This is a genomic window from Lysobacter sp., from assembly GCA_013141175.1.
In the GTDB taxonomy this organism is placed as follows: domain Bacteria; phylum Pseudomonadota; class Gammaproteobacteria; order Xanthomonadales; family Xanthomonadaceae; genus Lysobacter_I.
In genome coordinates, this window is sequence record JABFRN010000001.1 from 1,180,592 (window position 1) to 1,199,855 (window position 19,264).

General features: G+C 64.3%; 19 protein-coding genes. 9 read left to right on the top strand and 10 right to left on the bottom strand.

The features are described from left to right. The first annotated feature begins 12 nt into the window (after positions 1–12). Positions 13–588, top strand: a complete 576-nt coding sequence (gene gfa, locus HOP03_05375) for an S-(hydroxymethyl)glutathione synthase (GenBank protein NOT87594.1) — start codon at positions 13–15, stop codon at positions 586–588. Between the two features lie 15 nt (positions 589–603). Next, on the top strand, positions 604–1,440 hold the full coding sequence (gene fghA / locus HOP03_05380; protein NOT87595.1) for an S-formylglutathione hydrolase: 837 nt from the start codon (positions 604–606) through the stop codon (positions 1,438–1,440). Between the two features lie 146 nt (positions 1,441–1,586). Here fghA and HOP03_05385 read toward each other — a convergent pair whose 3' ends face one another. The 7 genes from HOP03_05385 to HOP03_05415 form a co-directional block, all read right to left on the bottom strand. Then, a complete protein-coding gene (locus HOP03_05385) occupies positions 1,587–2,267 on the bottom strand; it encodes an ATP-binding protein (protein ID NOT87596.1) in 681 nt (226 codons plus the stop codon). After that, on the bottom strand, positions 2,264–2,605 hold the full coding sequence (locus HOP03_05390; protein ID NOT87597.1) for a hypothetical protein: 342 nt from the start codon (positions 2,603–2,605) through the stop codon (positions 2,264–2,266). Before HOP03_05390 ends, HOP03_05385 begins: the two co-directional genes overlap by 4 nt. A gap of 96 nt (positions 2,606–2,701) precedes the next feature. Then, positions 2,702–3,646, bottom strand: coding sequence for a DegV family EDD domain-containing protein (locus HOP03_05395; GenBank protein ID NOT87598.1), 945 nt, complete (start codon positions 3,644–3,646; stop codon positions 2,702–2,704). An 81-nt stretch (positions 3,647–3,727) separates the two neighbouring features. Next, entirely contained in the window at positions 3,728–4,357 is a 630-nt protein-coding gene (locus HOP03_05400) for a 2-hydroxychromene-2-carboxylate isomerase (GenBank protein ID NOT87599.1), read from the bottom strand. 30 nt (positions 4,358–4,387) lie between these two features. Further along, complete coding sequence (locus tag HOP03_05405; protein ID NOT87600.1) at positions 4,388–5,137, bottom strand: VCBS repeat-containing protein; 750 nt, start codon at positions 5,135–5,137, stop codon at positions 4,388–4,390. Positions 5,138–5,151: 14 nt separating this feature from the next. Further along, entirely contained in the window at positions 5,152–6,441 is a 1,290-nt protein-coding gene (locus HOP03_05410; GenBank protein NOT87601.1) for an amidohydrolase family protein, read from the bottom strand. A gap of 107 nt (positions 6,442–6,548) precedes the next feature. Next, complete coding sequence (locus tag HOP03_05415; GenBank protein ID NOT87602.1) at positions 6,549–8,012, bottom strand: amidohydrolase; 1,464 nt, start codon at positions 8,010–8,012, stop codon at positions 6,549–6,551. A 112-nt stretch (positions 8,013–8,124) separates the two neighbouring features. Between HOP03_05415 and HOP03_05420 the strand changes: the two genes are divergently transcribed. From HOP03_05420 to HOP03_05430, 3 genes are all read left to right on the top strand, one after another. Next, the gene (locus tag HOP03_05420) at positions 8,125–8,901 is read left to right on the top strand and encodes an AMP nucleosidase (protein NOT87603.1); all 777 of its coding nucleotides are present in this window, start codon (positions 8,125–8,127) and stop codon (positions 8,899–8,901) included. Next, positions 8,901–9,437, top strand: a complete 537-nt coding sequence (locus HOP03_05425; protein ID NOT87604.1) for a DUF924 domain-containing protein — start codon at positions 8,901–8,903, stop codon at positions 9,435–9,437. Before HOP03_05420 ends, HOP03_05425 begins: the two co-directional genes overlap by 1 nt. Before the next feature lie 505 nt (positions 9,438–9,942). Then, on the top strand, positions 9,943–13,401 hold the full coding sequence (locus tag HOP03_05430) for a TIR domain-containing protein (protein ID NOT87605.1): 3,459 nt from the start codon (positions 9,943–9,945) through the stop codon (positions 13,399–13,401). A gap of 216 nt (positions 13,402–13,617) precedes the next feature. Here the strand turns inward: HOP03_05430 and HOP03_05435 are convergent, their stop codons facing one another. Together HOP03_05435 and HOP03_05440 are read right to left on the bottom strand one after the other, a co-directional pair. After that, a complete protein-coding gene (locus tag HOP03_05435; protein NOT87606.1) occupies positions 13,618–15,753 on the bottom strand; it encodes a S9 family peptidase in 2,136 nt (711 codons plus the stop codon). Positions 15,754–15,846: 93 nt separating this feature from the next. Further along, positions 15,847–16,137: a hypothetical protein gene (locus tag HOP03_05440; GenBank protein ID NOT87607.1), complete on the bottom strand. Its 291-nt coding sequence runs from the start codon at positions 16,135–16,137 to the stop codon at positions 15,847–15,849. Positions 16,138–16,465: 328 nt separating this feature from the next. On the opposite strand from HOP03_05440, the gene HOP03_05445 reads away from it, so the two are divergent. The 4 genes from HOP03_05445 (at position 16,466) to HOP03_05460 (ending at position 18,173) form a co-directional block, all read left to right on the top strand. Then, positions 16,466–16,813, top strand: a complete 348-nt coding sequence (locus tag HOP03_05445) for a hypothetical protein (GenBank protein ID NOT87608.1) — start codon at positions 16,466–16,468, stop codon at positions 16,811–16,813. A 65-nt stretch (positions 16,814–16,878) separates the two neighbouring features. After that, the gene (locus HOP03_05450; protein ID NOT87609.1) at positions 16,879–17,238 is read left to right on the top strand and encodes a hypothetical protein; all 360 of its coding nucleotides are present in this window, start codon (positions 16,879–16,881) and stop codon (positions 17,236–17,238) included. Positions 17,239–17,382: 144 nt separating this feature from the next. Further along, positions 17,383–17,790 carry a hypothetical protein gene (locus tag HOP03_05455; GenBank protein ID NOT87610.1) on the top strand — a complete coding sequence of 136 codons (408 nt, stop codon included), beginning with the start codon at positions 17,383–17,385 and terminating at the stop codon, positions 17,788–17,790. Then, positions 17,787–18,173, top strand: a complete 387-nt coding sequence (locus HOP03_05460) for a hypothetical protein (protein NOT87611.1) — start codon at positions 17,787–17,789, stop codon at positions 18,171–18,173. The genes HOP03_05455 and HOP03_05460 overlap by 4 nt, the downstream gene beginning before the upstream one ends. 122 nt (positions 18,174–18,295) lie before the next feature. Here the strand turns inward: HOP03_05460 and HOP03_05465 are convergent, their stop codons facing one another. After that, entirely contained in the window at positions 18,296–19,264 is a 969-nt protein-coding gene (locus HOP03_05465) for a YafY family transcriptional regulator (GenBank protein ID NOT87612.1), read from the bottom strand.

A 19,264-nucleotide genomic window follows, 5' to 3' on the forward strand; every position in this document is an offset into this window, starting at 1 on the left:
TCAGGAGGCAGCATGAGCCAGTTCTCGATCCACCCCAACATCGATGCCGGCGTCCGGCCGGGTTCGGACGATTTCAAGGGCGGCACCCTGCATTGCCGCTGCGCGAACGATCGCGTCGAAGTGACGATCGACGCGCAGACCGCGCACAACCACGCCTGCGGCTGCACCAAATGCTGGAAGCCTGCCGGCGCGCTGTTCTCGCTGGTCGCGGTGGTCGCGCGCGACAAACTCGGCGTATCCGCGCACGGCGAAAAATTGGGGATCGTCGATGAGAAGGCCGCCATCCAGCGTCATGCCTGCAAGGATTGCGGCGTGCATATGTTCGGTCGGATCGAAAACACCGGGCATCCGTTCTACGGTCTGGATTTCGTGCACACCGAACTGTCGGACCAGTCCGGCTGGTCCGCGCCCGGCTTCGCGGCGTTCGTATCGTCGATCATCGAATCCGGCGCCGATCCGGCGCAGATGGGCGATGTCCGCGCACGGCTGAAATCGCTGGGCCTGGAGCCCTACGACTGCCTGTCGCCGCCGCTCATGGATGCCATCGCCACGCACGTGGCGAAAGCCAGCGGCGTCCTGAAAGCTTAACGCGGAGATCCGGCGATGGAGTTAGTGGAGCAACACGCCTGTTTCGGCGGTCGGCAGGAAGTCTGGAGGCATGCGTCTCCGGTGTTGGACTGCACGATGCAGTTCGCGGTCTATCTGCCGCCTCAGGCCGAACAGCGGGCATGTCCGGTGCTGTACTGGCTGTCGGGACTGACCTGCACCGAGCAGAACTTCATCACCAAGGCCGGCGCGCAGCGTTACGCAGCCGAACACGGGGTGATCATCGTCGCGCCGGACACCAGTCCGCGCGGCGACGATGTGGCCGATGCCGAGGGTTACGACCTCGGCAAGGGCGCGGGTTTCTACGTGAATGCCACCGAGGCGCCCTGGTCGCGGCATTACCGGATGCAGGATTACGTGGCGCGCGAATTGCCGGCGCTGGTCGAGGCGCATTTCCCCGTCAGCGGCGCGCGCGCGATCAGCGGCCATTCGATGGGCGGACACGGCGCGCTGGTCACCGCGCTGCGCAATCCGGGGCGTTATCTCAGCGTGTCTGCGTTCTCGCCGATCGTCGCGCCGACGCAGGTGCCATGGGGGCGGAAAGCGCTCGCCGCCTATCTGGGCGAAGACCGCGAGACATGGAAGCCATGGGATGCCTGCGAGCTGGTCGCCACCGCCAGCGAGCGGTTGCCGCTGCTGATCGACCAGGGCGGCGGCGACGAATTCCTCGATTCGCAGCTGCAGCCAGAACGCCTGCGCGAGGCGTGCGAAGCGGCGGATCACCCGCTGGATCTGCGCATCCGTCCGGGTTACGACCACAGCTACTATTTCATCGCCAGTTTCATCGGCGACCATTTCATCTTCCATATGCGGCAGCTGAATCTGGCGCGGTGATCGTTTTTGGCTGATCGTTTTTGGCTGATCGTTTTTGGCTGATCGTTTTTGGCTGATCGTTTTTGTAGGAGCGACGGAAGTCGCGACAGGCCGCCGATGCGAATGCCGCAGCCTGTCGCGACTTCCGTCGCTCCTACAAAAGACGTCTACAGGAAGAAATCGGTGTAGGCGAAGCGGTCGTCGCGCAACACCATCTCGCCTTTCGTCACCTTGAGCGGTGCCGAAAACATCGGCCCTGCATGCACCAGCGTGTGGAATTCGCCGTTCTCGCCGCAGGGATCGCAACTTTCCGACAACTCGCGCAGCAGCCCTGCGTCGAAGTCGAGGCCGCTGAAACCGGCATCGAGCTGTTCGGTATCCACGCAGACCAATTGCGCGCGCAGACCGGCGGCGATCATCTCGCGCGCCAATGCAGTGGTGTAGCCCGGCGTCGGATCGAAGATCGGGAAATGCGGGTTCCAGTCGAGTTCCGCGCACAGCGCTTCGCGATACGCGCGGATGTCCTGCAGGAACAGATCGCCGAACGCGATGTCGCGCAGGTCCGGCCAGCGTTCGCGCGCGCGCAGCAACGCATCGGCGAAGGCGGCGCGGTAGAGATCGTTGCTCGCACGCTGCGGGATCCATGCTTCGATCACCGGCAGACCGCAGGCGTCGGCCTGCGCATGCAGGATGTCGCGACGGATGCCCTGCATCGAAACGCGGTCGTAGCCTTCGGTGAGCGTGGTGAACAGACCCGTCACTTCGACATCGCCGTTCCGGCGCAGGGCATGCAGGGCCCACGCCGCATCCTTGCCGCCGCTCCACGACAGCAGCATCGGCAGACTCATGCGCTGGTGACGTCGCGCAGCTGCCAGCCGCTGCCCGCGAGCAGGCGCAGGCGATGCTTGAGGATCGCACCGGGAATCGAGGTGACCGCGACGAGGTCGATCTTCAGATCGTGCTGTTCGCCGCGCACGGTCGCGGCGGGATCGGTCGCGCCGAGCGCGGGATCGACCTCGTCCGGATCCTCCCGGGTCGCGCGCCAGCGCTGGAACAACGCGTCCTCGCGCAACGCCGCCTGCAGTTCCGCCGCGAGGCCTTCCGCGCCCTGCGAGCGGAATGCGAAATCGCCTGCGTTACGCAACGCACTGGAATCGGGAATGCTCAGGTAATAGCGAATGGCCATGGTCGCGTCCGCGTGTGCGTCGGGTGGATCAGCATAACGCGGCGGCTATGCGGCGCACGCACACGGGCATGATCCGATGACCGGGTCGTCGCGACGTCATTCCTTGAAGGTGTGCGGCTCCGACGCGAAGCCGATCGCCACCGCACCCTTGCCGACGTTGACCATGCCGGTCAGGCTCATCACGCTCTCGAACACCTCGATGCCGGACTCGCGGCAGATATCGATCAACGAGGCGTAACCCGGCATCGTCCGCATCTCCTCGAGTTCGCCGCCGAAGCTCAGGCACATCGCGGGGGTCATCAGGCCCGCGCGCACGCGCTCGACCGCGAACGCGAACAGCTTGCGGACCGCGGTGTCGTAGCCGCGGATCTTCGCTACCGGTCGGGTCTCGCCGCGATTGCAGGACAGCACCGGCTTGATGTCCATCGCGGTGCCCAGCGTCGCGCTGAGCAGGCCGACGCTTTTGTCGCCCTTGGTCTTGGCGCGCGAGCGCAGGTAGAGCAGGTCGCGCGGCACCATGTAGGCATAGGTGTTGATCGCGATGTTCTCCAGCCGGGCGCGGATCTTGGCCACGCCTTCGTCCGCCTGGATCATGCGCACGGCTTCCACCGCCGTCACGGCCTGCCCGGCGAACAACGATTGCGTATCGATCACGCGCAGCGAGAACGGTGTCTGGTGACCGGCGGCGGAACGCATCGGCCGGTAATCGTTGAGGATCACGAAGCTCGCCTGCATGGCGTTGTCGTGGATCGGGCTGCGGGTCCGGGTGATGGTGAGGCAGAACACGTAGTCGTAATCGATCACCAGTTTCTGCAGGAACAGATCGCGGATCTGGTTGACCGAGAACGGCATCGTCTCCGCTTCGGCGCCCCGACTGGCGACGTGCGAATGGAGGAATTGGAGCGTGGCTTGTTCATTGCGGTGGTCGGCGAGCACCGCGTCCCCGATCTTGACCGTGATCGGGAGGATTTCGATGTGATTCCGTTCGATGAAGCTCCCTGGCAGATCGCATGCTGAGTCGACGACCAGACCAATGCGCATGATGGAGATTCTCGTAGTGACAAGTGGCGACTTCAAAACAAGCAAGTCGCATGCCAGACCAAGCGTTATGGCCCGATTCGTTCAGCTTCGTCTGACACCTACCGGCAATGCCGCCACCCTGCGCATCTCGTTGTCGTCCAACAGCGCCGGATCGTTCAGGACCGCAACCGCGAACGCATGGGCATCATTCCCCCAAAACAGCGAATTGCCAAGCGCCAATGTCGGGACGCCGAAAACGCCAGCCGTCAGCGCGATTTCGGTGCACTTGCGGAGTACCGCCTTGACCTCCGCCGAATCGGCCACGCCGGCCGGTAATCCCAGCGCCTCGCGCACCGGCTCCAGCGCTTCGGTGCTGTCGCCGGCACGGCCTTCCGCCCAGATCCATTTGAAAATCGCATCGATCGCCTCGGGTCGATTGCTTGCGGCGATCGACAGTCGCAATGCCGGCAGCGGATTGAACGGGTGCTTCGGCGGAAAGCGCAGCGGTACGCCGGCCTCGCGTGCCTGCCACAGCACGTGGCGGTAGGTGAATTCGCGTTTGCTCGGGATTTCCGCCGGCCCTTTCTGACCGCGCGTGTCCAGCACCGCCGCCAGCAGGATCGGCACCGGCAGGATCGTGTGCTCGTTCATCAATGCGCGCACCTTCGGCCACTGCAGGTAGGCGAACGGCGAGATGAAGTCGAAATACCAGCAATCGGGGGTGTCGGTCATGGCGGAACCTGATGAAGGAATGCGTGCGCGTCAGCAACCGACGGCGTCGTGTTCGGCCACCGCATGCAGCAGTTCCTCGCCTTCGGCGGCGCCGGAGAGGAACAGCACCGGATGCGAGCGGTTGTAGTGATCGCTCGTGTCGAAGATCAGATCGAGCCTGCCGTCGCGATCGAGATCGCCGGCAAAGATCACATGGGGCGACGCATCGTCGCCGAGAACAATGTCCGGTGCCGCCGACAGTGCGCTGTTGCCGGTCATCTCGGTCAGCGTCTGCCGGGGCCCGCGCTCGACATCGCCGTCCTTGCCGTCTTCGCTCAATTCGATCCGGCACCGGTAGGTCATGCCGTCCTGCGCAGTGTTCACGGCATCGGCGGTGCAGCGGGTGAGGAGGCGGTAGACGCGGTCGCCGAGGCGCAGCCGCTGGGTCGGCAGCGGACCTTCGCCGGCATATTCGCTCACCGCCACCGCGACCGGCCCGGCATGCAGGCCGGGGCCGCGCAGATAGGTGACGACATCGCCCACGTCGCTTTCGATCTCGTGCCCGGTGGTTTCGCCTTCGGCATCGGTGATGACGTCGAACACCCGCTTCACCCGCAGGCGCGTCATGCGCAGGCGGGCGTCGCCGTCGTGCACGCGCAGTGCGAGCCAGCGGTCGCCGTGACGCGCGACCGCTTCGCCGTCGTGGAACATGCCCGGCGGCTGCAGCGCATGCGTTCCGGTCATTGCCGTGCCGCTCAATGCCGCACCGGTCAATGCCAACAGCAGAACGGACGACAGCATCGCGGGACCGGCGGTTATTCGATCGCAGCAGGATACGCCCGCGGCAGCTCGCCCGCCGCGCGCAGATAGCGGTCGCGCAGTTCGGTCTGGCGGCTGCGCATCGGAATCGCGCGACCATCGAACCACACCTGCTTCGCCACCGCGCTCACGTCCAGCGGATCGCCGGTCCACAGCACCAGATCGGCGCGTTTGCCGACCGCTATGGTGCCGATGCGATCGGCCACGCCGAACGCCTCGGCCGGCACGCGCGTGAGCCCGGCCAGACCGTCTTCCCACGGCAATCCGTTCGCGACCGCATTGCCGGCGGTCTGGCGGATCTTGCGCGCGTTGTGCGAGGCCTTGTCGCCCTGCGAGAACCCGACCTGCACGCCCGCCGCGCGCAGACGCGCGGCGTTCTGCAGCGTGGCGCCGATCTCGTCGAAGCTGTGCGGCAGGTTGCCGAGCGGATCGACGAACACCGGGACTTTCGCTGCGGCCAGCTGCGGCGCCAGCAGCCACGCTTCGGCGCCGCCCTGGATGCCGATGCGCACGCTGTGGCGCTGCGACCAGCGCAACAACTGGCGGATGTCGGCGGCGCGGTGCACTTCCACCATCACCCGACCGCCGCCGTTGAGATAGCGCGCCAGGGTGTCGCGACCGGCCGGGGTGAGCATCGCCATCGGCGAGCCGGCGGGAATCCGCCCACGCACTTCGTCGATGAATTGATCGAGCAGCATCCACTGGCTGGCGCGGGTGCCGCCGCTGAGATTGGCGCCGTCGCTACCCAGCTTCACGAACAGCACCTTGGGGCCGGCCGGGTCGGCGCTGCCGTCCAGGCGCACCACCGCGCCCTGCCCGCCGATGATCGAACCCCCGTTGGCGGTGTCCGCACCCAGCAGCGTGAAGCCGATGCCTTCGACGCGCGCGATCGGCACCAGGATCGAGGCCGGGTTGTAGGCCAAAGTCACGTCGAACTCCGGCCGCACCACCATCTGCTTGCCCTGGCCCAGCGCCAGCGACTGGTCGTTGGTCGGGTCCTCGGCGGACACTTCATCAAGCCCGATCGCGGTGATGCCGCCGAACAGCGTCGGTGTCAGCGGCTTGCCGGCAGCGTCGATCACGTCGACGCCGTTCGCGGCGGACAAGCCGCGACCGATCGCGGCGATGTTGCCGCCCTGCACCAGCACATCGGTGTTCTGCAGCGTGCCCTGCGCACCGGCGGTGTGCACGGTGGCATTGCGGATCAGCAGATTCTGGGCGAAGGCGTTGCCGGCAAACAATACGCCGCTTGCCACCAGCGCACGCATCACACCGGATGCCGTCATCCCCGCGAACGCGGGGATCCAGCGGCGTTCATGCGAACGCGCTGCGTTGCACTGCAACGTCGCGGGGCCTCCGCCTGCGCGGGCGCGACGGGCAAAAGAAAAACGGCTCATCGCACACCTCCTTCGAAGCTCTGGCCCAGCATGAAATCGGACTTCGGCTGTCGCGATGGATCGTTGCGGTCGTAGACGCGCGCGCCGTCGATGTAGACCTGCTCGGCCTTGGCGTAAACGCTGAAGGGGTTGCCGCTCCACAACACCACATCGGCCATCTTGCCGGTCTCCAGCGTGCCGGTCTTGTCGAGGACGCCCAGAGCCTTCGCTGCGTTGGACGTGATCCAGCGCACCGCGCGTTCCGGTGGAATGTCGATGCCGATGCGCTGCGCGCTGGCGATCACTTTCGCCGCTTCCTGATTCAGGCGCTGGATGCCTTCCTCCGAATCCGAATGCACGATCGCGCAGCCGTTCTGCACCCGGTCGACCAGGGCGATGTTCTCCTGGATGCCGTCGAAGGCTTCCATCTTGAAGCCCCACCAGTCGGCCCACAGCGCGCCGCAGATGTTCTCGGCGGCGAGGCGGTCGGCGATCTTGTAGGCCTCGACGCCGTGATGGAACGCGCTGATCCTGAAGCCGAATTCCTTCGCCAGATCCATCATCACCGCCATCTCGTCGGCGCGGTAGCAGTGGATGTGCACCAGGATGTCGCCGTTGATCGCGCCGGCCAGCGTGTCCATCTTCAGATCGCGCTTGCCGCCGCTGTCGTTGGCGCTGTCGGTGGTGCCCGAACCGCTCTGCCACCAGCGCTTCTTCGGCGCCGCCGCCGCTTTCTTCGGGCGGTTCTTCTTCAGGTATTCGCTGGCATCGATGAACGCGGCGCGATAGCCGGCCACGTTGCCCATCCGCGTCGACGGGCCGCCGCGCTCGCCGTAGGTGCGTTTGGGGTTCTCGCCGCAGGCCATCTTCAGGCCCCACGGCGCGTCGGGAAATTTCATGCCCTGATAGGTGGTGGCCGCCACGTTCTTCAGAGTCACGCCGCGCCCGCCGATCAGATTCGCCGAGCCGGGCAGCACCTGCAGCGAGGTCACGCCACCGGCCAGCGCCGTGGCGAAGCCCGGATCCTGCGGCCACACCGAATGCTCGGCCCAGACGCCAGGCGTGGTCGGCGCGGTCGCTTCGTTGCCGTCGGAGTGCGAGCGCGTGCCCGGGCTGGGATACACGCCCAGATGCGAGTGCACATCGATGATGCCGGGTGTCACCCACTTGCCGCGACCATCCACGCGCAGGGCGTCGGCGGGGACATCGAGATTGGCCCCGACCGCGACCACCTTGCCGTCGCGCATCAACACATCGGCACCGTCGAGGCGCGTGCCGGTCCCGGTAAGGACGGTCGCGCCCTGGATCAGCACCGGCGGCGAGGCGATCGCGCGATAGGTACTGGCGTACGGGTCCTGCGCGAAGCGCGAGGCGACAGCCTTTTTCGGCGCGCTTGCCGGCGCATCGGCCGCAAAGGCCGGCGCCAGCACGAGCGCAGGCAACACGGTCGCGGCCAGCGCGGCGATGAAAGTTCGGTGCATGGCGGTCGTTCCCCTCGAGAGAACCGCAACCCTAGCCCGCCGTCGCCCCGGTGCCAACCATGACCAAGGTCACGGTGCATGACAAAATGTGGCCGATCACACGGAGAAGCGCATGAAAGAAAAAGACCAGATCGTCCAGAACTGGCTGCCCCGCTACACCGGCGTGCCGCTGGACCAGTTCGGCGAGCACATCCTGCTGACCAACTTCGGCGGCTATCTTGGCCATTTCTCGCGGATGACCGGCGCGGAAATCGTCGGCCTGGACCGGCCGATGCCCAGCGCCACCGCAGACGGCATCACCCTGATCAACTTCGGCATGGGCAGCCCCAACGCCGCGACCATGATGGACCTGCTCTCGGCGATCATGCCGCAGGCGGTGCTGTTCCTCGGCAAATGCGGCGGCCTGAAGAAGAAGAACCAGCTCGGCGACCTGGTGCTGCCGATCGCCGCGATCCGGGGCGAAGGCACCAGCAACGACTACCTGTTGCCCCAGGTGCCCGCACTGCCCGCGTTCGCCCTGCAGCGCGCGGTGTCGACGATGATCCGCGACCTCGGCCACGACTACTGGACCGGCACCGTCTACACCACCAACCGCCGGGTCTGGGAACACGACGAAGACTTCAAGGAAAAACTCCGCGCGATGCGCTGCATGGCCATCGACATGGAAACCGCCACCATCTTCGCCGCCGGTTTCGCCAACCGCATTCCCTCCGGCGCGCTGCTGCTGGTCAGCGACCAGCCGATGATCCCCGAAGGCGTGAAGACCGAAGCCAGCGACGCGAAAGTCAGCGCCGAATATGTGGAACGCCATATCCAGATCGGCATCGAAGCGCTTCGGCTGATCCGCCGGCATGGCAAATCGGTGCGGCATTTGAGGTTCGACGAATGATGACGATGGCGCACGACATCGTCGTCGTCTGGCGCGACGCCGGCCCGGCGAAGTGGTTCGCGAAGGACGATGCTTTCGACGCCGAACTGCGCACGCGATTCCTCGACGCGCACTTCGCCGCCGCGCGTCGCGAGCAAGAAGCGCTGCTCGGCGATGCGAACGGCGCGCTCGCCTTGATCCTGTTGCTGGATCAGGTGCCGCGCAACGTCTTCCGCAACAGCGCGCACGCCTTCGCCACCGACCCGCTGGCGCGCGAATACGCGGACCGCGCCATCGCCACGGACTTCGATCGACATGTCGACCCTGCATTGCGGATCTTTTTCTACATGCCGTTCGAGCATTCCGAAGCGCTTGCCGACCAGGATCGTGCGGTCGCGCTGTGCGAAGCGCTCGGCGATGCGAATTACCTCAAGTACGCGCACGCGCATCGCGATGTGATCCGCCGGTTCGGGCGGTTTCCGCATCGCAATCTGGTGCTCGCCCGCACCAATACGCCGGAAGAACAAACGTGGCTGGATGCCGGCGGCGGATTCTGACGCCGTCACTTTCTGACGCCGGGTAACTCCCTCCCCCGCGAGCGGGGAGGGTTGGGTGGGGGCGAGCCGCCCGCATTGCACAAAGCACCGCGACCCACACACCCCTGTCATCCCGAGCCGCAGGCGAGGGACCTGCTGTTGCTTTCGAGCCAGACACATCGCTTCGATTCAATACATCGAAACTGGCGACATCGAGATTGAAGCCGCCTGCATCAGCGCTACCCAGTCCATGCCTCGCCCGCTAGACTCGAAACCGCACGGGACGCAGCCCGACACAAACCCGCGATGCCCATGTGGGAGGGCCTTCAGGCCCGACGCTTTTCGCGCGGTGGCCGGCTGCACCCGAAGCCTCCTCACGCATGCCACTCTGCGTCACTGACGAAGCAAAAGCGTCGGGCCTGAAGGCCCTCCCACATCGCGCTACCCAGTCCATGCGTCGCCCGCTAGACTCGAAACCGCATGGGGCACAACGCCCCGCGCGGTGCGACAGCGCGAGGGGACGCGGATGCAGGACGAACAGGATCGAATCGACCCGAAGGACATGACGCCGGAGCAGGCGCATGCCGAAGCGCTGCGGCGGATTGAGGCAGCGGTGGAGAGTGGGCAGGATTGGTTGGATTTGGGGGATTTGCCGTTGGCTGCGATTCCACTGGAGATCGGGCGGCTGGCAGTTCAGCTGCGGCAGCTCGGACTAGGCCTCACTCGCTACGATACGGAACAAGCGGCTTGGGAGTATCAAAGTGAATACGACGCGAGCTTTTTTGCTCGTGGTATCGACGATCTCGGCCCAATTGCAGACCTTACCGCACTGCAGATGCTGGATATCAGCTGGTGCACTCGTCTCACGTCGCTCGCTACACTCGCTAGGCTCACTGCACTGCAGACGTTGGATGTGAGCGGATGCATCGTCAAATCACTCACTCCGCTCACCGGCCTCACCGCACTGCAGACGCTGTATGTCAGTGAGTGCACTTACGTTAAGTCGCTCGACCCGCTCACCGGCCTTACAGGGTTGCAGACGCTGAATGTGAGCTTCTGCAGCAATCTCACATCGTTTGCCGCGCTCGCCGACCTTACCGCGCTACAGAATCTGGATGTGAGCAACTGCAACCAACTAACCTCGCTTGAGCTGCTCGCCGGTCTTACTGCATTGCAGACGCTAGATGTGGGCGGGTGCACTGGACTCATTTCGCTCTCTGCAATCGATGGGCTCACTGCGTTGCAGACACTAGATGTGAGCGGGTGCACTGGACTCATTTCGCTCTCTCCAATCGATGGGCTCACTGCACTGCAGACGCTGAATATCAGCGGGTGTCAGGTCAAGTCGATCGCTGCGCTCACCAGGCTCACTGTGTTGCAAACGTTAGATATAAGCTGGTGCACTGAACTCACGTCACTCAAGCCGCTCGCCGGCCTTCGCGCACTGCAGACGCTAGATATGAGGGGATGCACGCAACTCAGCTCATTCGACCTGCCCATCGGCATTACTGGTTTTCAAAAAACATGCTCGATCGCCATCTTCGCTGCGCTGCAGCGACTTACAAATTGGCGTCCTGACTACTCACCACTCGATCCGATCGCGGGCCTCACAGCGCTGCAATCACTGAATATCAGCGGGTGTCATCTACTCACAGACATCAGCCCACTTGCGGGCCTCACAGCGCTGCAATCACTGAATATCAGCGAGTGTTATCGACTCACAGACATCAGCCCACTCGCGGACCTCGCTTCGCTCCAATCGTTGCTTTTGTATGGAGCTGGAGACGCGTTGTCACTGCAGATAGAAAATCTTTTGGCTTGGTGGCCATCACTCTCGAAACTTTCCACGGACCGCATGCATGCCGTGCCCCCGGAGATCCTATCTTCTAGCGAAGATAACAACTGCCTACCCCGCCTCCGTAGTTGGTGGCACGACCTGCAGCAAGGCGAAGTCGACTCGCACGAACTCAAACTGTTCATCCTCGGCAACGGCGGCGTCGGGAAGTCCGAGCTGTTCCGCCGTCTGCGCGGCGACGACTTCCACGGTGATCTGCCTTCCACCCATGGCATCCAGCTCGGCCGCTTCGAACTGTGCAAGCATCACGACGATAGTCCGATCTTCCTCAATGCCTGGGACTTCGGCGGGCAGGACGTCTATCTGGGCACGCATGCCCTGTTTCTGAAATCCCGCGCCATCTTCGTGCTGGCCTGGCATCCGGACATGGAAACCGATGCGCCTTACACCGAGGCCGTGAGTGGGTTGGAGATGCGCCACCGGCCGCTGCAGTACTGGCTGGACTATATCCACTCGCTGGCCGGCGATGAGGGACGGGTGATCGTGGTGCAGACCCAGTGCGCGCGCGAAAGCGACGAGGTCGCGCCGCCGCTGCGCGAAACCCGGCGCTTCGCGTGGTGCCGACAGACGATCAGCTGCGCCATTCCGGACGATGGCGTGGACAGCCTGCGCGACCTGCTGAAGCGCGCCGCGCGGCATCGGCTGGAAACGCCTGTGCCGCCACGGATGCCGGCCAGCTGGCTGGCGGTGCGCGGCCGGCTGGTGGCGCTGCGCGAGATCGACCGGACCATCGACCGCACGCGCTTCGATGCGATCTGCGCCGACACCCATCACGGCGCGTCGTCGGAGGCGCTGCTGCACTATCTGCATCAGGCCGGTGATGTGTTCCATCAGCCCGGCCTGTTCGGCGACGCCATCGTGCTGGATCAGCAGTGGGCGCTGGACGGCATCTACACGCTGTTTGATCGCAGCCGGGTCTTGCCGCTGCTGCGTGGGCACAACGGCCTCTTCGCGCCGGAGATGCTGGACGCGCTGGCCTGGAACGGGCGCTACAGCAATAAGGAGCAAGCGCTGCTGCTGTCGATGATGGCAAGCTGCGACCTGATCTTCCCGGCCCATCAATGGGGCGAGACGCGTTACTACGCCATGATCGACGCCCTGCCGGATGCAGCAGCCAGTGCGAACCACATCGCGATGGTCTGGCCGGTCGACGCGCAGGCCGTCGAAGCCGTCGCCGAATACGTCTTCCTGCACGATGGCGTGCTGCGCGCGCTGTTGGCCCGGATTGGTCGCTTGGCCGGCCGCGATGCGGTGTACTGGCGTCATGGCGTCTGCCTGTACGACGCCCGTACCGCCAGCCGCGCCCGCATCGATACCGAACAGCACGCCGATGGCTCAGGCCGCGTGCGGATGCGCGCGACCGGGCCTGACGCTAATGCACTCTGCGCGAAACTCATCACGCTACTGGAAGATATTCGCATCGGCGCACCGCCGCAGATCACGCGCGACGACGCCTCTGCGCGCTCTGCGTTGCCTCGTCCATCTTCGGAAAGAGACCACGACATACAGCCTGCCCCGATCCCGCCGCTGCCCGGCCAGAAACCGGTGGTGTACATCTCGTATGCGTGGGGTACGCAAGACAAGGATGGACGGAGACCATTGCAGGAGTTCGCAGTCAGTCTGCAGCGGTCGCTGGAAACGGAATTTGATGTGCGTAGAGATCAGGAAGCGATGTTGCTTGGCGACAGTCTGGAAGCTTTCATGAGAGAAATCGGACGCGGCGCGCGCGTGCTGATCCTACTGAGCGACGCTTACGTCTATTCCCGCAACTGCATGAAGGAACTGGAAAACCTCAATGCCCGCAACCAATCCGACCCGGATCAGTTGCGGCGCTGCGCTCTGCCCCTGATCGTCGACACATCGTTCAGCCTGAGCGATGACAAACGGATCAACTATGTCGACTACTGGGTAGCCGAGGCAGAACGACTGAGGCAATCCGTGGGCGACCGCGACCCCACAAGGCATCTTTCCGTATGGAAGACCATCAAGACGGTCGAAAAAATTGCGGACATCGCCGACGAAATGCTCGCATTCATGAACGATGTTCTGATGCCGCGCGGTATGCAATGTCTTTCCGAGGATGATTTCGCAACGGTAAAAGCCGCGTTACACCGTCTTCCGGGCGCGTGAAATTCCATTGCATGTGACACGCATGCAGCGGCGCAAGCGCGCGAAGCGCCGGATGAGGGGCCGCTGCTGAAAGTGATGTCGCGACTGAAGTCGCTCCTACAAAAACACACAAGGCGACCGATGGCCGCCTTGTGTTTGGCTTGATGCGCGACGCGACACGACGCGATGGGATGCACCGTAACGGCGGGCTTGAGCCCGCCCTACGTCACTCGTCGATCACTTCCTGAGTTGCTGCCACAGGAAGGTGTATGCCAACGCGCGCATATGCGCTTCCTGTTCGTTGTTGGCGGCGCCGCCGTGGCCGCCTTCGATGTTTTCGTAGTAGCGCACGTCGGCGTTCATCGCTTCCATCTTCGCCATCATCTTGCGGGCGTGGCCCGGGTGGACGCGGTCGTCGCGGGTGGAGGTGGTGAACAGCACCGGCGGGTAGGTGGTGCCTTCCTTCAGCAGGTGGTACGGCGAGAAGGTCTTGATGAATTCCCAGTCCTTGGTGTCGGGATCGCCGTATTCGGCCATCCACGAGGCGCCGGCCAGCAGGTGGTTGTAGCGTTTCATGTCGAGCAGCGGCACCTGGCAGACGACGGCGCCGAACAGCTGCGGATACTGCACGATCATGTTGCCCATCAGCAGGCCGCCGTTGCTGCCGCCCTGCGCGCCGAGACGCGCGGGCGAGGTGATCTTGCGTGCGAAGAGATCTTCGGCGACCGCCGCGAAATCCTCATATGCCTTGTGACGGTTCGCCTTGAGCGCGGCCTGGTGCCAGCGCGGACCGTACTCGCCGCCGCCGCGGATGTTCGCCAGTACGAACACGCCGCCCTGCTGCAGCCAGCCGCGACCGGCCATCGAGTTGTAGGTCGCGGTGTACGACACTTCGAAACCGCCGTAACCCCACAGCAGCGTGGGCGTGCTGCCGTCCAGCGGCAGGAACTTCGAGCGCACGATGAAATACGGAACCTTGGTGCCGTCCTTCGAGGTGGCGAACTGCTGTTCGGTGATCAGTCCATCGGCTTCGAAGAACGCCGGCATCGACTTGAGCTTCTGCGGCGGCTGGCCGATCTCGACCATCGACAAGGTCGTGGGCGTGAGGAAATCGGTGGTGGTCATCCACAGCGCATCGCCGATGTCCGCATCGATGGCGCCGACGTCGACCGTGCCCACCGCCGGGGCGCCGACCAGCAGGCTCTGGCGCCAGCTGCCCTCGCCGATCGGGGTCATGATCCGGATCTTGCTCTTCACATCGTTGAGCAGCGTCAACACGAGGTGATGCTTGGTCCAGGTGTAGCCGGACAGCGAGGTGTGCTCGTCCGGGGCGAAAGCGATATCGAACTCGCGGCCACCGGCCATGAACTTGTCGAAATCGATCACCAGCAGCGATCCGGCTTCGTAACTGCGGTCCTTCGTCTTCCACGGGTCGCGCAGCTCGATCGTCAGCCACTGGTTGTGCACGGCCTTGTTGGCCGAATTCGGCGCGTCGATCTTGACCAGCTTGCCGTCCTTGCCGCGCAGGTACAGTTCGTCGTTGTAGAACGCGAGCGTGCGACTGACGAAGTCGCGCTCGAAGCCCGGCGAGAGGTCGCGATAGGCCGCGATGTACATGTCGTCGGACTTGCCTTCATAGACCACTTTGGCCGATTCCAGCGGCGTGCCGCGGGTCCACTGCTTGACGACGCGCGGATAGCCGGATTGGGTCATCGAACCGGCGCCGAAATCGGTGTAGACGAACACCGTGTCCTGGTCGATCCACTGCAGGCCGCCCTTCGACTCGGGACGGAAGAATCCGTCCTGCACCCAGGTCTTGGTATCGAGATCGAACTCGCGGGTCACGTCGGCATCGGAGCCGCCGCGCGACAGCGCGATCAGGCAGCGCTCGTACTTCGGCTTGAGACATTCGACGCCGTGCCACACCCAGTGCTCCTTCTCGGTCGCGTTCAGCGCATCGAGATCGATCACGGTTTCCCACTTCGTGTCGGGCTTGCGGTATTCCGCCAGCGTGGTGCGGCGCCACAGTCCCTGCGGATTCTGCTTGTCCTTCCACAGGTTGTAGTAGTGGGTGCCGATCTTCTGCACACCGGGGATGCGCGCCTCGGAATCGAGGATCGCGCGCAAGTCGGTTTCCAGTCGCTTGAACTCGGGTGTACTGGCGATCTCCGCCTCGGCCTTGGCGTTGCGCTCGCGGACCCAGTCCAGCGCTTTCTCGTCGGTGACGCCTTCGAGCCAGAGGAAGGGGTCGGCGGAAGCGGCGGTATTGGGCATGGTCGGCTTGGCGGCAGGGGCGGGCGTCGCGGCGTGGGCGACCAGGGAAGGGACTGCGCCGATCGCGACGGCGAGAAAGACATGCGAAAGCTTGGGCATGTGGAGTCCGGAACATGGGACGGCGGGGGCCGCCACGCTAGCACAGCTGCCCGCTGGACGTGTTCGCCTTTGGTTTGCCCGGCCGAGGGCGGGTCAGGCGGCCCGACGCAGGGCCTGCGCGCCCTGCACGCGCAAACGTGCTGCGCCGATCGGGTGCACCGTCGCCATCGGCTGAGCAAGCCTGCGGTTGCCGCGCCGCCGCAACACCCGCGCCACCGCCCATGCGCTCAGCGGCAGGGACAGCATCCAGAACGGCAGCCAGCCGAAGGTCTCACTCACACCGCGCGCCGCTGGCAGCGACAGCAGCGCGACCCATGCAAGCGCGACCGCGCCGAGCAGACACTGTTCGAGTAGAAAGACCGACGACGAATGCGGCTGGGACATGGCGGCGCTCCGGTGGGTGTGGAGGCCAGTGTTGCGGGGGTGCGTCGCAGGGGCTGCGACGGTCGATAGAAAAGATCAATGATCGCGGCGGACGCCTCGATTGACGGTATCGCTCGTGGAGTGAGAGGCTGCAAACGGCAGTCCCATCCGGGGGGCCGGCCATCGCACAAGGAAACGACGCCCCATGTCCGCACAGAATCCCTATGCTCCGCCGAAAGCCGTCGTTGGCGATGTCGTCGATGGCGAGGTTGCGCCTGCACTCTGGAATCCGACGGCTGCCGGATGCTGGAGCATTCTCTTCAGCCCGATCTTCGGGGCGTATCTGCATATGCTGAACTGGAAAGCGCTCGGTCAAGCGGAAAAAGCAGCCGCGTCGAAGAAGTGGGTCATCGGAAGCATCGTTTTCAGCGTCGCGACCATCCTCGTATCGCTGGTCATGCCGGAATCCAAAAGCCTGGACGCTGTGGGGCGGCTTGGCGGCCTTGTTCTGTTGATCGTTTGGTATTACGCGATCGGTAAATCGCAGCAGAGCTACGTCGCCGCGCAGTTCGGCAAGCATTACCCGCGTCGTAGCTGGACGGTTCCGCTGCTCAGTGCGCTCGGAATTCTCATCGGCGTGATGGTCGTCGCGTTCGCCGTCGCCATGGTCGCCGCCATCGTCTCGGGCACGGTCTGACACGTTGGCGTGGGTCGAGCGGGGCGACATCTGGCATCATCCTGCCCTCCACGGGAGACGACACGATGATCTACGCACTGTTCCTGGCCGCGCAGCTCGTGGCGGCCGACACCTCGTTCGCCGATGCCAAGGCGCGCGCGGACGAATACGAATCCGTGCTGAGCCACAAGGACAGCGCGGCGCTGATCGAAGCGCAGGGCAAGGCGCTGAGCGCCGCGGTGGCGGAATGCGGGCCGGCCAGCAGATCGTTTCCTCCGTTCGCCATCGTCGCCCGCGTCGGCAACACCGGCGTCACCGAACGCACCTGGCGCAACGACGACTCGCCCTTCGCGATCTGCCTCGACCTGCATCTGGCCAGGGCTTTGCTACCGGTGGCGGCAGGCAAACCGTTCTATGCGTCCTACGAGCTCGGTTCCGCTCCTTAGAAATGCCGTTTCGATACCAGGCCGGCCGTCGACCATCTTGCCTCTGACCCCCTACAAGCGTATTGGTGTGCGCATGCGGTGACGGTATCCAGCGCGCTCTTCCGGCAGTACGTCGCTCGCTTCGTCAACAGACGGGAGGCAGCCATGATTGGAAGCTTCAAAGACACCCAGAACCTGATGGTCGGTTTTCTGGAGAAGAATGACCTGGAGATCGCGCCCGATGCGCTCCAGCCCCTGCGAAGCATCGATTTCGCGAACATGGTGGCTATCTACGACCACGAGGAGTTGTTCCTCCGCGAAACGTTCTTCGGTTTTCTGCTCGAGGCCTACCACGCGAGACTCATCTCCGACCCTGTCAGAAAACAGGTTCTCAAGCAGGATGTGCGGGCGGCGATGCTGATGCTGGGCATCGCATTGCCTGCAGTCGATGAGGCGAAGTTCTCGCAGCGCAGCAAGACCGAGTTGATACGCCTCTGTCCGTATTGCGTCCGCAATGACCCCCAGTCCTTGCATGCATCTTCCGCGGCGAATAACGGCGAAGGCGAAGCATGAACATCGAATCGCTGATCGATTTCAATAAATATACATTGGCGCTCGCGGCAGCGGCTTTTGCCTACGCGCTCGAAAAACTGCCGTCAGGCGACAGCGGTCATGTCGCGACGATCGCGACATTGTCGGTTCTGGCCGTTTCGACTCTCGCCGGCATACTGCTCTTCAGCGTAGCCACTTCGGCATCGCACCACGTGGCGTCGAGCAGATCCGACATTCCCGCCCTGCACCTCAACGCCATACGCTGGCTCGGCACGCTTCATTCCGTCTTGCTGACCATCGGCGTCATATCGCTCGGCACCGTGCTGTTGGCACAGTTGTTTTCGCGGGCCGAACCGTCGAAATGCAGGGATTTGACGGTCGTGTTCGGAATCCAGGCGCATTGAGCGTCTGTTCGCAATCTCCGCATGGCCTGCGGCTCTATCCGGAGCGTGCGAACAGACTCCGCCTGAAGGCGGGGCGGCTTGAGGGAATCGATGCCTTATCCTTAGGATGAAACCACGAAAAGCTATTTTTCGTAGTTGCTCACCGCAAGCTGCAGCATCGACTTCATCTGCTCGCGCAGCGATGCGGGTTCGACGATTTCCGCATCGGGGCCGTAGTGCAGGATGTCCATCAGCAGTTCGCGCGGGGCGCTGTACGGCACTTTGCGTTCGAAGCGGCCGTCGGGCAGGAAGCGGTCCTGCTGCTGCGAGTGCCAGTGTTCGTCGGCGACCCAGCGCGCGATCTTCGGGTTGAAAACAATCGTGGCCATGCCTTTCGGCGCGCCGGAGAAGATGCCGTAGCTGCCGGCGAGGTGGTCGTTGAGTTCGGCGTCCGGCACGTCCTGCGCGGGCCCATCCTGCATGCGCGCGGTGGCGATCCGGTCGACGGAAAAGCTGCGCAGCGCCTCGCGGTCGTGGTCCAGCGCGTCGAGATACCAGTTGCCGCGATAATGGGTGACGCGCTGCGGCGAGACGACACGACGGGTCTTTTCGTCGGTGGAGCGCGCGCGGTAGTCGAAGTGCAGCTGTTTGCGCTCCAGCACGGCGGAACAGACGATGCGGAACACCTGTTCGTCCATCTTGCGGGTGCGGTGCGGAATGACGCGGACGCGTTCGACCGGCCAACGCTTGCCGGGGGCGTGTTCTTCCAGCAGTTTTTCGATGCGCTGCTGCAGCGGCGCCAGTGCCGAGGACAGCACCCCGCCGCCGGTGCGGCTGAGGAGCTGCTGCGCGGCCAGCAGCGCGTGCAACTCTTCCGAATTGAGCCACAGCCCGGGCAGCTCGAAGCGTTCGCCTTCACCGGGGTCGTAGCGGAAGCCGGCCTCGCCGTCGCCCATGATCGGCGCCATCAGCGCGTCGCGCAGGAAGGCCAGATCGCGGTAGGCGGTGGCGCGCGAGCACTCCAGCTCGTCCTGCAGGCGCTTGACCGTGACCGGGTAGCGGGCGCTCTTCAGGATGCGGTGGAGGGAGAGAATGCGTTCGTAACGGTCCAT

Excerpts from the sequence above, each read along its gene's own strand:
- HOP03_05385 (NOT87596.1), bottom strand. The coding sequence starts at position 2,267 with ATGAGTCTGCCGATGCTGCTGTCGTGGAGCGGCGGCAAGGATGCGGCG.
- HOP03_05425 (NOT87604.1), top strand. The coding sequence starts at position 8,901 with ATGACGATGGCGCACGACATCGTCGTCGTCTGGCGCGACGCCGGCCCG.
- fghA (NOT87595.1), top strand. The coding sequence starts at position 604 with ATGGAGTTAGTGGAGCAACACGCCTGTTTCGGCGGTCGGCAGGAAGTC.
- HOP03_05430 (NOT87605.1), top strand. The coding sequence starts at position 9,943 with ATGCAGGACGAACAGGATCGAATCGACCCGAAGGACATGACGCCGGAG.
- HOP03_05440 (NOT87607.1), bottom strand. The coding sequence starts at position 16,137 with ATGTCCCAGCCGCATTCGTCGTCGGTCTTTCTACTCGAACAGTGTCTG.
- HOP03_05455 (NOT87610.1), top strand. The coding sequence starts at position 17,383 with ATGATTGGAAGCTTCAAAGACACCCAGAACCTGATGGTCGGTTTTCTG.
- HOP03_05465 (NOT87612.1), bottom strand. The coding sequence starts at position 19,264 with ATGGACCGTTACGAACGCATTCTCTCCCTCCACCGCATCCTGAAGAGC.
- HOP03_05390 (NOT87597.1), bottom strand. The coding sequence starts at position 2,605 with ATGGCCATTCGCTATTACCTGAGCATTCCCGATTCCAGTGCGTTGCGT.
- HOP03_05460 (NOT87611.1), top strand. The coding sequence starts at position 17,787 with ATGAACATCGAATCGCTGATCGATTTCAATAAATATACATTGGCGCTC.
- HOP03_05395 (NOT87598.1), bottom strand. The coding sequence starts at position 3,646 with ATGCGCATTGGTCTGGTCGTCGACTCAGCATGCGATCTGCCAGGGAGC.
- gfa (NOT87594.1), top strand. The coding sequence starts at position 13 with ATGAGCCAGTTCTCGATCCACCCCAACATCGATGCCGGCGTCCGGCCG.
- HOP03_05410 (NOT87601.1), bottom strand. The coding sequence starts at position 6,441 with ATGACGGCATCCGGTGTGATGCGTGCGCTGGTGGCAAGCGGCGTATTG.
- HOP03_05450 (NOT87609.1), top strand. The coding sequence starts at position 16,879 with ATGATCTACGCACTGTTCCTGGCCGCGCAGCTCGTGGCGGCCGACACC.
- HOP03_05435 (NOT87606.1), bottom strand. The coding sequence starts at position 15,753 with ATGCCCAAGCTTTCGCATGTCTTTCTCGCCGTCGCGATCGGCGCAGTC.
- HOP03_05405 (NOT87600.1), bottom strand. The coding sequence starts at position 5,137 with ATGCTGTCGTCCGTTCTGCTGTTGGCATTGACCGGTGCGGCATTGAGC.
- HOP03_05400 (NOT87599.1), bottom strand. The coding sequence starts at position 4,357 with ATGACCGACACCCCCGATTGCTGGTATTTCGACTTCATCTCGCCGTTC.
- HOP03_05420 (NOT87603.1), top strand. The coding sequence starts at position 8,125 with ATGAAAGAAAAAGACCAGATCGTCCAGAACTGGCTGCCCCGCTACACC.
- HOP03_05445 (NOT87608.1), top strand. The coding sequence starts at position 16,466 with ATGCTGAACTGGAAAGCGCTCGGTCAAGCGGAAAAAGCAGCCGCGTCG.
- HOP03_05415 (NOT87602.1), bottom strand. The coding sequence starts at position 8,012 with ATGCACCGAACTTTCATCGCCGCGCTGGCCGCGACCGTGTTGCCTGCG.